Origin of the sequence: Streptomyces koelreuteriae (assembly GCF_018604545.1) — a bacterium.
Lineage (GTDB): Bacteria > Actinomycetota > Actinomycetes > Streptomycetales > Streptomycetaceae > Streptomyces > Streptomyces koelreuteriae.
The window spans coordinates 1,958,178-1,969,846 of the sequence record NZ_CP075896.1 but is presented as its reverse complement, the minus strand read 5'-3'; the positions used below and the strand labels follow the sequence as shown (position 1 = coordinate 1,969,846).

Genomic DNA, 11,669 nt, shown 5'->3' with positions numbered 1-11,669 from the left:
AGTGACAACGGGAGCGGTGCACCGGGAGAAGCGAGAGCCGGAAGGCTCCGGGTGACGTGCCCCTGATCGAAGTTATCCACAGGGCAAACCGGAGCTGCGGATTCCGGGAGATCGTCTCCGCATGACGAACCACAGCGAAGCGACTGGCTCCCCCGAGAACGGCGACATCACCGGGCCCGACGCACCGGGCAACCGCAAGGACGGTGGGCAGCGGAAGCGGGAGCCGAACGCGGGCGAAACGGCCGGACAGCACGTCCCCGGCCCCGCGCACGACGGTCACGGCGGCGAGCATCAGGTCACCCTGCGCACCCCGGCCGAACTGGCCGACGCCCTGCCGTATCTGCTCGGATACCGCCCCGAGGACAGCATCGTCCTGGTCGCCCTGCACGACAAGGACGGCCGCGGACGGTTCGGAGGGCGGGCCCGGCTCGGTATCCCCGCCAACGCGGACGACTGGCCGTCCGCGGCCGGACAACTGGCCCACGGCCTGGTGACGGGCAGCGAGCGCCGAGGGGCCAGGCCCGAGTCGATGGTCGCCTTCCTCTGCCAGGAGCCGCGGAAGGGCGAGACCGGGCAGCAGGTCATGGAGCGGCTGAGGCCGCTGGCCCAGAGGCTGCGCGTCGAGTGCGGCTCCCGGGACGTGGTGGTGGTCGAGGCGCTGTGCATCTCGGAGGGGCGCTACTGGTCGTACTGCTGTGACAACGCGGCATGCTGCCCGCAGGTGGGAGCACCCATGGGCCTCCCCGGCACCTCCGTGCTGGCCGCCGCGGCCACCTACGCGGGGATCCAGGTGCGCGGCACGCTGAGGGAGCTGCGGGCCCGGCTGCTGCCCTGGGAGAACGCCGCCGCCCTCGAACAGGAGACGGCTCTCGACACCGCCAGCATGGCGCTGGTCCCGAGGCTCCTGGACGAGGTGGGCCGCGCCTCCGTGGCCGATGAGACGCTGGAACTGGCCGGGAGGGTCCTGGACCGCTTCGCCAAGGCGAGGCCCGTTTCCGGCATGCTCCTGGCCGACCTCCGCGACGACGAACTTCTCGGATACGACGAGGCCGCACGGTTGATCCTCGGTCTCCAGGACCGCGCGACCCGCGACCGCGCGGCCGAGTGGATGGAGGGAGACGAGGCCGCACGTGCCCTTCGTCTCTGGCGGACGCTGGCCCGCCGCTGCGTCGGACCCTACGGCGAGCACGCCGCCGCGCCGCTCACTCTCGCCGGCTGGGTCGCCTGGTCCACCGGCGACGAGCTGGAGGCCAGGGAAGCCCTCGCCATGGCCCTGGGCGCGGATCCCGACTACCTCTTCGCCCGTCTCCTGCACCAGGCCTGCAACGAAGGCCTCGACCCGGAATCGATCCGCTCCTGCCTGCGAGCGGAACGCGACGGCCGTGGGCGAGCGGTCGTCGACCACGCCATGATCCGTGCGCACGCCGCCGCCGAAGCTGTTGAGCAAGAGACAGTGGCGCCGCAGCCCGACCCCGAACCCAAGCCTGCGGCGGCGCCCTCCCGTCGCCGCCGCTCCCGTACTACCGGTGCCGCCGACACCGCCTCCGGCCGTACCCGCACCGGCCGCGACACGAGCACGCCTCTCGCGCTCGAGCGTAAGCCGGCAGGCACCACGCGCCCGGCCGGCGCCGCGGAAGCCGGCACACGCCCCGAGCGTGCGACGACGGGGCCCGCGCGGCCCGGCAGTGCGCGCGCGGGCGGTACCCGTCCGCGTGCCTCACGGAGGGCAACCGCCTCCTGCCGGGACGCGGGGCAGGAAAGCGTCCAGCCCGGCCACGGTACGGAGGGGGAGGGGTGACTTCCCGCCACCCCCTGTCGCCGGATGGCCTTGAGGCACAAGGGCCGAGGCGCGGGCGTGACCCGGAGGACACCCACGACGTTCACCTGAGTGGCGGAACGCCTGGACGGGATGTGACGCCGCACCGCCCCTGTCCCGTCGGAGCCCTCCGGCACCGGCGCCGAACCCGATCGAGGCGCACAGAGCGCAGAGGAAGCCTTCCCATGCAACAGCCGACTCCGCCCTCCTCCGCTGCCGGTAACCGCCGCCCCACAGACGGTCCTCCGCCGACGACGCCCTTCGCGCCGGGGGCCGGGGCTCCACGGTCGGGGGATCAGGGCAGCACCCCTCCACGATCCGTGGCCCGTGTCGACGGTTACGGGCCCCGGTTCCCTGGAGGTGCCTCACGCGTCTCGCCGCCCACCGGTCCGGACTCTCGCGCCCCCTCGCCGCCGGGCCCGGGCCGTTCGTCGCCCCGATGGGCGGGCCAGAGCCGCCCCGGATCCACGTCGGGGCAGGGCTCAGCAGCACCGCCCTCGGCTCAGGGCCGGGCGCCCGCGCCCACGGGCCACGCGCCCCCGCCCCGGGGTGCCACGATCCCCGGACTGCGCTGGTCCGCCGACCTGCCGCCCGCCCACACCGCGATGATCTGTGTCGCCCTTCCCGGCCTGGCCATCTCGACGGAGGAAGGGCAGATGACCGGCCGGGGGCTGGAGGGGTTCTACCGCGGCGGTCGGCGCGTGCTCTCCCGGTGCGAGATCCGTGTGGGCGGGCGGGAACCTCTCGCGGTGCAGGCCCGCATGGCCTCGGCCGACCGCGCCAGGTTCGTGGGCACGCTCCGCACGTCCCCGCAGGCCGGCCCGGACCCGGACGTGATCGTGGAACGCAACCGCTTCGCGGACGGCACGGAGCGGATCACCCTGCACAGCGCGGCTCACCGACCCATGCGCCTGCCGGTCGAGGTGACCCTGGGCACCGACCTGGCCGACCTCGGTTCGATCGCCTCGGGCACCGCGGGACCCGAACTGCCCGCCAGCGTCCACAGCTCCGGCCTGCGCTGGACCTGCCCCACCGGCAACGCGTCCGTCACGGCCGAACCACCTCCCTCGGACGCCCTGGCCTCGGCCGGGCTGCTGCGGTGGGAGCTCGACCTGCCGCCGGGTGGAAGCAGCAGCCTGGAACTGCGGGTGCGGCAGGATGGCGCGGGGCCTCTCCGCGCCGTGGGCCGTGCAGCGACCAGCCCCCTGGCCGCGGCGTGCGCGGAAGGCGACGACCCCAGAGTCGCCGCCCTCTTACGGACCAGCATCGAGGACCTCCAGGCCCTCCTGCTGCGTGACTCCGCGAACCCCGCCGACACCCATCTCGCGGCCGGGGCACCCTGGCGCTGCGGTCTGGCACCCGCCGATGCGCTCGTCGCCGCCCGGATGGCCCTGCCGCTCGGCACCGGCCTGGCAGCGGGAACGCTGCGGATCCTCGCCCGGACCCAACTCACCGGACCGGGACCGCAGTTCGGGATGATCCCCGGCCCGAGACGGGACGCCGGGCCTTACCTTCCGCCGCAGTGCACCGGTACGGAGGCGACACTGCTCTTCCCCGTCCTGCTCGCGGAAGCCCGGCGCTGGGGGCTCGGCGAACAGGAGACGGAGGAACTGCTGCCCGTCGCCGAGCGCTGCCTGACCTGGCTGCGGACCACGGTGGGCGACAACGTGTACCTGCGCGACCCGCACCCGGGCGGACCCATCCGCTGCGAGACACAGGCCCACGCGCACCGCGCCGCACTGCTCGGTGCCGATCTGCTCGACGCCTGCGGCCGTACCGGAGCAGCGGCACTCCGGGAGTGGGCGCAGGTCTTACGGCCCGCCTTCCGGGAGGACTTCTGGCTCGACGACCGCGGGGGCGGCAGGCCCGCGGCGGCACGTGCCCCCGACGGCAGGCCCGTGCCTCATCTTGGTGTGGCCGCCGTCCATCTCCTCGACACCGGGCTGCTGGGCGGGGGTGCCCTGGCACCCGGTCTGCTCGACAAGGTCCAGACCGAGAAGCTCGCCCGGCTGCTCGGCAGCCCCGTCATGGACTCGGGCTGGGGTCTGCGTGGACTGGGCGCGAAGGAACCGGGATTCAACCCGTTCGGCCATCGCGCCGGGGCCGTACGGATCCAGGAGACGGCACTCGCCGTCGCCGGTCTGGCCGCCGCGGGCTACGAGAAGGAGGCGAGTTCGCTGCTGCGCGGCGTACTCGAGGCCGCCGAGACCTTCGGCCACCGCCTGCCCGAGATGTACGCGGGCGAACAGCGTACGGAGGGAAGCGCTCCCCTCCCGCACCCTGCGGCCTGCCGCCCCGCGGCCACCCCGGCGGCGGCCGGAGTCCTGCTGCTTACCACGCTCGCAGGGATCCGCCCCGACGCCCCGGCCGGGACCGTCACCCTGCGCCCGGTGCGCAGCGCACCCCTGGGCAAGGTCGGCTTCACGGGGCTGCGCGTGGTGGGCGCCCCGTTCTCCGTGCGGGTCAGCCGGCTCGGCCTCGTCATGGTCGAGGAGGCGGCCGACGGACTGCAGCTGGGTGCCTGACCTGCCACAACAGGTCACTTCCGGATCACCGGGAGCCGACAGTGAAGCCCATACCCGACCGAAGTGGATCAGTCAGCGAAGCGAGCCACGAAGGGAGTGTTTATCGTCAGGCAGACGACTATGATCGCCGCATGCCCTACGACCCGTCAGCGTTTCCGCCCTTCGCCGTCACCGTGGACCTGGTCGTACTGACCGTGCGTCGCCATGCCCTGTGTGCGCTGGCGGTACGCAGGGGCGAACCACCGTTCCAGGGGCGTTGGGCGCTTCCCGGCGGTTTCGTACGGGCCGACGAGGACCTGGCACAGGCCGCGGCGCGTGAGCTGGCCGAGGAGACAGGGCTGCGCGTCCACGACCCTGCCGTCCCCGCCCAGGACAACGGCGCACACCTGGAGCAGCTCGCCACCTACGGCGACCCCAAGCGGGACCCCAGGATGCGGGTCGTCAGTGTCGCCCACCTCGCCCTCGCTCCCGACCTGCCCGCGCCCAGAGCCGGCGGCGACGCCAGCAACGCGCGCTGGGCTCCGGTCGAGGAACTGCTGCAGCAGGGCGGTTACGGGCGTGACGCCGAACCGGGAGCCCCGCTGGCCTTCGACCACGCGCAGATTCTGGCGGACGGAGTGGAGCGAGCCCGCTCCAAGATCGAGTACTCATCGCTGGCCACGGCCTTCTGCCCGCCCGAGTTCACGGTCGGAGAGCTGCGTCGCGTCTACGAGGCGGTGTGGGGCGTGGCGCTCGACCCGCGCAACTTCCACCGCAAGGTCACGGGCACCCCGGGCTTCCTGGTCCCCACCGGTGGGACGACCACCCGCCAGGGCGGCCGCCCGGCCCAGCTCTTCCGGGCAGGGGGCGCGACGCTGCTCAACCCTCCGATGCTGCGCCCCGAGGTGTGACGCCGGGCCTGGAACGCGACCCGCCCACAGCCCGGACAGTGGTGATTGCCCTGCCCGAGACGGCCTCGCGCTGCCCGGAAAATCGGACATAGCGCGCTATCTTGCTGCGAGTGATCCAGGCCTTCGGACTGACCAGCAACCCTCGCAAAGAGCTTCCGCCCGCGGCCGACGATGTCTCCTTCGAGGCGCGGGCGGGCCGCGTCACCGCGCTGCTCGGAGCCCCGGGCGCGGGCAAGACGACAGTCCTCAGGCTCATGCTCGAGCTTCAACAGGGTCGCGGCATCACCTACTTCCGGGGCCGCCCCCTGCACCGCGTCGCCCATCCCTCGCGTGAGGTCGGCGTGCTGCTCGGCGACGTTCCGGGGCACCCGGCCCGCACGGTCCGTGGCCATCTGCGCATGCTGTGTGCCGCCGCGGGGGTTCCGGTCCGGCGTGCGGACGAAGTCCTCGAGGCGGTCGGGCTCGTGAGTCTGCGCGACGAACGCCTCGGTGCCCTCTCGCGTGGCATGGACCGCCGCCTCGGCCTGGCCTGCGTCCTCCTCGCCGACCCGCACACCCTTGTGCTCGACGATCCGGCCGACGGGCTCTCCGTCCGCGAGGGCGGCTGGCTGCACGGCATGCTCCGCGCACACGCCGGTCACGGCGGCACGGTCCTGTTCACCACGGCCGACCCCAAGGAGGCCGCGCGCACCGCCGACCGCGTCGTCACGCTGGAGCAGGGCAGGCTCGTGGCCGACCAGGAGGCCGTGGAGTTCTCACGCACCCGCCTGCGTCCCCGAGTGGCCGTACGCAGCCCGCACGCGGCCCGTCTGGCCGCTCTGCTTGCCAAGCAGGCCCGCACGGCGCAGCGCTCGGTCGAAGTCGTACGAGAGGGCGACAACCGCCTCTCCGTGTACGGCAGTACCTGCGCGGACGTCGGGGAGACCGCGTTCCGTCACGGCATCGTCGTCCACCAACTCGCGGACGAGATCGGTGACATGGGCCCCGGTGCGGGAGCTGCGCAGCCTGGTGAGCCACACGGCGACCTGGACGAGGGCCGGGTCGATCACGACAGCGCCGAGTCGGACCATGACAGCGTCGAGCTGGAGGGGGCCAATCCCGAACCGGAACGGGTCCCCGCGCTGCCGAGGCACGTCACGAACGCCCTCTGGCCAACCGCTCCGCCCCGGGCCGTCGAGCCGGAGCCCGACCTCGAAGCGTCGACGCCGAGCACACCGGACCCCGTCGTCATCACTTCCGAGCTGGAATCCACTCTGGAGCTGAAGCCTGCCGCCGACGTGCCGCGAGCAGCCGCAGGCGAGCAGCCGCCCGCCTCCGAGCATGCGCAGCCCTCCCCTGAGCAGCGCCCCACCCTCGATCAGCAGGCCACCACCGACACTCCGGAGCCAGCCACCGACGGTCCGTTGCCCACCACCGACGCCCCAGAGCCAGCCAACGACGACGATCCGCTGCCAGCCACCGGCCCCACACAGCCCGTCGCCGAGCCCCACGACTCCCCAGACGCACCCGCGGCCGCCCCCTTGGGCGACCCCGCCGCCCCTCCCCACCCCCAGGCCGCAGCCTCCTCACGCCCCGAGCCCCACCCTGCCGAAGCCCGCGGAGCGTCCCGCACGCTCGACGCGCTCCCCCCTCTGCCACCTCCCATCTCCGTCCGCCCCGCTCCCAGCCCGCTCCGCCCCCTCCGATACGAGATCCGCCGTGCCGCCGGGATCGGCACCGGCTTTCTCACCGGGGCCGTGGTGCTCGTCGTGTCCGCCGTGACCGCTGTCGTGCTCGCCCGCATCGGGCACACCCCGCAACCGCGCCTGCTGGCCGCCTGGCCGCGGGAGCTGCCCCTGCCGCCCGCGGCGCTCGGCGCGGGACTGCTCGGCGCGCTGTCCTTCGGTGACGAGTTCCGCCATCCCGCCCTGGCCGCGGACCGCGGCACCGTGCCCCGCCGGCTGGGACTGCTGGCCGCCAAACTGCTCGTCGCCTCGGCCGCCGCGCTGGCGCTGGCCGTCCTCACCGTCGGCTGCGACGCCGAGGTGCTCTATCTCGTCTACGGACGGGAACTCGCCCAGGTTCCCGCCGACTGGCTGCCGCTGAGTGCGAGTTGGATCGGTCTCGTCATCGGCTGCGCCTGGGCGGGCGTACTGGCCGCCGGTGTCTTCCGGTCCACCACGGCCGGCCTCGCCGCGGTGGCCGCCGTGCCCCTCCTCGTCGTACCTGTCGTGCACAAGATCCTGGAGGGACCGTCCGTTCGAACCGCGGCCGGACTGCCTCTGCGAATGCGAGAGGTCCTCGTACCGCGGTGGCCCTTCGGGGGAGAGCGCTACCTGGAAGCCGCGCTCGGAGTGCTGTCCCAACCTGTCGGTGGCGCAATGACGTTGTCGCTGGCCGCGCTGCTCTGCGCGTACCTGCTCACCACCCTGCGGAGCAGATTCCGCTGACGACTGTCCGTAACCCCCCGTCCAGCCATGCGCACAACTCCCCGCAGAACGCCCATTTCTTTCCGATAAGGCGTCAATTGCGACGGGGTGAGCGATCACCCTTTCGTGTGCTTTTCACCAAAGACCTCAAGGGAGTTGGAGACGACGCCGACAAAGGATGCGTGAGTACCCTTGCGCACACCATGATGACCGCCGCCCGCTCCGCTGACTCCGGCCTCACGAGCCCGGGCGAACTCGACCGCTACCCGTACGCCGAGGCGCCCGCCGTCGACCGTGTCGGGGCCTCTGCCTGGGACGGCGCGGACCCCGAGCTGGGCCGTGTGGGCCGACGCGCCGCGGGCAGCCGCGGACGCGGGCTGCACGGCCAACTCGTCCAGCAGCTGGGTCAGATGATCGTCTCCGGCGACCTGGGCGCCGACCGCCCGCTGGTGCCCGAGGAGATCGGCCAGCGCTTCGAGGTCTCCCGTACCGTCGTCCGCGAGTCGCTCCGCGTCCTGGAGGCCAAGGGCCTGGTGAGCGCCCGCCCGAACGTGGGCACGCGCGTGCGCCCGGTCAGCGACTGGAACCTCCTCGACCCGGACATCATCGAGTGGCGGGCCTTCGGGCCGCAGCGCGACGACCAGCGCCGCGAGCTGAGCGAGCTGCGCTGGACGATCGAGCCGCTCGCCGCCCGCCTGGCCGCCGGCCACGGGCGCGAGGACGTCCAGCAGCGCCTCGTGGACATGGTCGAGATCATGGGGCACGCGATGGCCCAGGGTGACGCGCTCACGTTCTCCCGCGCCGACTCCGAGTTCCACTCGCTGCTCATCCAGGTCGCGGGCAACCGCATGCTGGAGCACCTGTCGGGGATCGTCTCGGCGGCCCTCCAGGTCTCAGGCGGTCCGGTCACGGGCTGTGACCGGCCGAACGAGGCGTCGCTGGGGCACCACGGCCGCATCTGTGACGCCCTCGCCGCCGGCGACGGAGCCGCGGCCGAGACGGCGATGCGGCAACTCCTCATGGTCCACCCCGAGGTGGAACGGGTAGTGCCCGCCCCGCGCGAGCACTGACCGCGTTCCGCGGGCGGCGCGGCCGGGTGTGCCACCCCCTCCTGTGGCAGCGCCCGATCATGCACCGCCTCCCGTCGGACCCCGCCGGATCCTCGTGATCCCGCGGGGTCCGACGGCGCGAAGGGGGCCGCCCGTCCGTCGCGGCGGTAAGGTCACGTCCAGGAGTGACAGCCTCTATCCGTATCTGACCGTTTTTATTCGCTTACGGGGTGTGACTCGGGCCACGCGGATTGGGCGTAACGCTCGCGGGGAGAACGCGATGACCTAAGAGGTGACAGCCGCGGAGGGAATACGGACGCCGTTCACGGCGCTGTGCATCTTCCCGGCCCCCGCCCGCGCCGTCGGCCCATCCCCAAGCCGGCGGTCGGCTCCTGTCCACTGTGGACGGGGCCGGAAGCCGTTTTCCAACGTTCCGAGAGGTTGTTCGTGTCGGCCAGCACATCCCGTACGCTCCCGCCGGAGATCGCCGAGTCCGTCTCTGTCATGGCGCTCATTGAGCGGGGAAAGGCTGAGGGGCAGATCGCCGGCGATGACGTGCGTCGGGCCTTCGAAGCTGACCAGATTCCGGCCACTCAGTGGAAGAACGTACTGCGCAGCCTCAACCAGATCCTCGAGGAAGAGGGTGTGACGCTGATGGTCAGTGCCGCAGAGCCCAAGCGCACCCGAAAGAGCGTCGCAGCGAAGAGTCCCGCCAAGCGCACCGCCACCAAGACGGTCGCGGCCAAGGCGGTGACCACCAGGAAGGCCACCGCCACCGCCACGCCGGCGGCGCCCGCAGCCGAGCCCGCCGCTGAGGAAGAGGCGCCTGCCAAGAAGGCAGCCGCCAAGAAGACGACCGCCAAGAAGGCGGCCGCGAAGAAGACCGTCGCCAAGAAGACGGCGGCCAAGAAGACCAGCGCCAAGAAGGACGACGCCGAGCTCCTCGAAGAGGAGGTGCTCGAGGAAGCAGCCCCCGGCAAGCCCGGCGAGGAGCCCGAGAGCACGCCGGAGAACGCGGGCTTCGTCCTGTCCGACGAGGACGAGGACGACGCGCCCGCCCAGCAGGTCGCCGCCGCCGGCGCCACCGCCGACCCGGTCAAGGACTACCTCAAGCAGATCGGCAAGGTCCCGCTGCTCAACGCCGAGCAGGAGGTCGAGCTCGCCAAGCGCATCGAGGCCGGTCTGTTCGCCGAGGACAAGCTGGCCAACGCCGACAAGCTCGCCCCCAAGCTCAAGCGTGAGCTGGAGATCATCGCCGAGGACGGCCGCCGCGCCAAGAACCACCTCCTGGAGGCCAACCTCCGTCTGGTGGTCTCCCTGGCCAAGCGCTACACCGGCCGCGGCATGCTCTTCCTGGACCTCATCCAGGAGGGCAACCTCGGTCTGATCCGCGCGGTCGAGAAGTTCGACTACACCAAGGGCTACAAGTTCTCCACGTACGCCACCTGGTGGATCCGTCAGGCGATCACCCGCGCCATGGCCGACCAGGCCCGCACCATCCGTATCCCGGTGCACATGGTCGAGGTCATCAACAAGCTCGCGCGCGTGCAGCGCCAGATGCTCCAGGACCTGGGCCGCGAGCCCACCCCGGAGGAGCTGGCCAAGGAACTCGACATGACCCCCGAGAAGGTCATCGAGGTCCAGAAGTACGGCCGCGAGCCCATCTCGCTGCACACCCCGCTGGGCGAGGACGGCGACAGCGAGTTCGGTGACCTCATCGAGGACTCCGAGGCGGTCGTCCCGGCCGACGCGGTCAGCTTCACCCTCCTCCAGGAGCAGCTGCACTCCGTCCTGGACACCCTGTCCGAGCGCGAGGCGGGCGTCGTCTCCATGCGCTTCGGTCTCACCGACGGTCAGCCGAAGACCCTCGACGAGATCGGCAAGGTCTACGGCGTCACGCGCGAGCGGATCCGCCAGATCGAGTCCAAGACCATGTCGAAGCTGCGCCACCCGTCCCGTTCGCAGGTGCTGCGCGACTACCTCGACTAGTCGCCGGTCGTACGACGCGGAAGGCCCGGTTCCCTCAGGGGGACCGGGCCTTCGCCGTGCCCTGTCTCCGCGTCATCCCGAGGGTGCGGCGCGGCGCCGGGTGAATCACTCTGGGTGTTCAGTGAACACCACGGAGTGAGGAGTGCGTATGCGTCGTCGCCTTGCCCGGGCCCTGGCCCGACCGCTGGTCCTGGCGGCCGCGGCATCCGCCATATCAGTGGCCTCCAGCGCCCCTGTGGCCGCCGACAGCGTGGTCATAGGCGGATTCCCCGTCGATGTGTCCGAGAGCCCGTGGACGGTCGCCCTGTCCAGCCGTGACCGGTTCGGAGGTACGCGTGCGGGGCAGTTCTGCGGCGGGGTGGCCGTCGGCCGCAGCACGGTGCTCACCGCGGCCCACTGCCTGGACAAGGAGGTCTTGGGCGTGGCCCCGGAGCGCGTACGTGACCTCAAGGTCATAGCAGGGCGCACGGACCTGGTCTCGGACCGCAGCGGCCGGGAGATCGCCGTGCGGCGGTCCTGGGTGAACCCGGCGTACGACGGTGTCAGCAACTTCGGGGACTACGCCGTACTCACTCTGGCCGAACCTCTGCCCGTCGGCTCGGTCATCGGTATGGCGGCCGACGGTGATCCCGCGTACGCGGTGGGCGGTGTTGCGACGGTGTACGGGTGGGGCGACACCTCCGGCGCCGGTGAGTACCCGAACAGTCTGCGCGCCGCGCGTGTGCGTGTGTTCTCCGACGAGCTGTGCGAGGACGCCTATCCGGGCGGATCCGACGGCACGTACGAAGCGGAGAGCATGCTGTGCGCGGGGGAGAGGGAGGGAGGCCGGGACGCCTGCCAGGGAGACAGCGGGGGGCCGCTGGTGGCCCGGGGGCGGGTGATCGGGCTGGTGTCCTGGGGGATCGGCTGCGGGCGGGCCGGCAGTCCGGGGGTGTACATGCGTGTGTCCGAGATCATGCGGACGCTCGGCTGGTCACGGGGGTGAGAGGACC

7 protein-coding genes are annotated in these 11,669 nt (G+C 72.2%); all 7 read left to right on the top strand.

Features of this window, described 5'->3' with window-relative positions; genetic code table 11:
* The first annotated feature begins 121 nt into the window (after nt 1-121).
* The 7 genes from KJK29_RS08620 (at nt 122) to KJK29_RS08590 (ending at nt 11,662) form a co-directional block, all read left to right on the top strand.
* Nucleotides 122-1,798: a DUF4192 domain-containing protein gene (locus KJK29_RS08620; protein WP_215118123.1), complete on the top strand. Its 1,677-nt coding sequence runs from the start codon at nt 122-124 to the stop codon at nt 1,796-1,798.
* Nucleotides 1,799-2,472: 674 nt separating this feature from the next.
* Nucleotides 2,473-4,341, top strand: coding sequence for a glycogen debranching N-terminal domain-containing protein (locus tag KJK29_RS08615; protein ID WP_370869123.1), 1,869 nt, complete (start codon nt 2,473-2,475; stop codon nt 4,339-4,341).
* Between the two features lie 131 nt (nt 4,342-4,472).
* Complete coding sequence (locus tag KJK29_RS08610; RefSeq protein ID WP_215118121.1) at nt 4,473-5,231, top strand: NUDIX hydrolase; 759 nt, start codon at nt 4,473-4,475, stop codon at nt 5,229-5,231.
* 110 nt (nt 5,232-5,341) lie between these two features.
* Nucleotides 5,342-7,660, top strand: coding sequence for an ABC transporter ATP-binding protein (locus tag KJK29_RS08605; protein WP_215118120.1), 2,319 nt, complete (start codon nt 5,342-5,344; stop codon nt 7,658-7,660).
* Nucleotides 7,661-7,821: 161 nt separating this feature from the next.
* Nucleotides 7,822-8,709 (top strand): FadR/GntR family transcriptional regulator, encoded by an 888-nt coding sequence (locus tag KJK29_RS08600; protein ID WP_215118119.1) that lies wholly within the window; start codon nt 7,822-7,824, stop codon nt 8,707-8,709.
* A 426-nt stretch (nt 8,710-9,135) separates the two neighbouring features.
* Nucleotides 9,136-10,677, top strand: a complete 1,542-nt coding sequence (locus KJK29_RS08595) for an RNA polymerase sigma factor (RefSeq protein ID WP_215118118.1) — start codon at nt 9,136-9,138, stop codon at nt 10,675-10,677.
* A 148-nt stretch (nt 10,678-10,825) separates the two neighbouring features.
* Nucleotides 10,826-11,662, top strand: a complete 837-nt coding sequence (locus tag KJK29_RS08590) for a S1 family serine peptidase (RefSeq protein ID WP_215118117.1) — start codon at nt 10,826-10,828, stop codon at nt 11,660-11,662.
* The last annotated feature ends 7 nt before the right edge of the window (nt 11,663-11,669 follow it).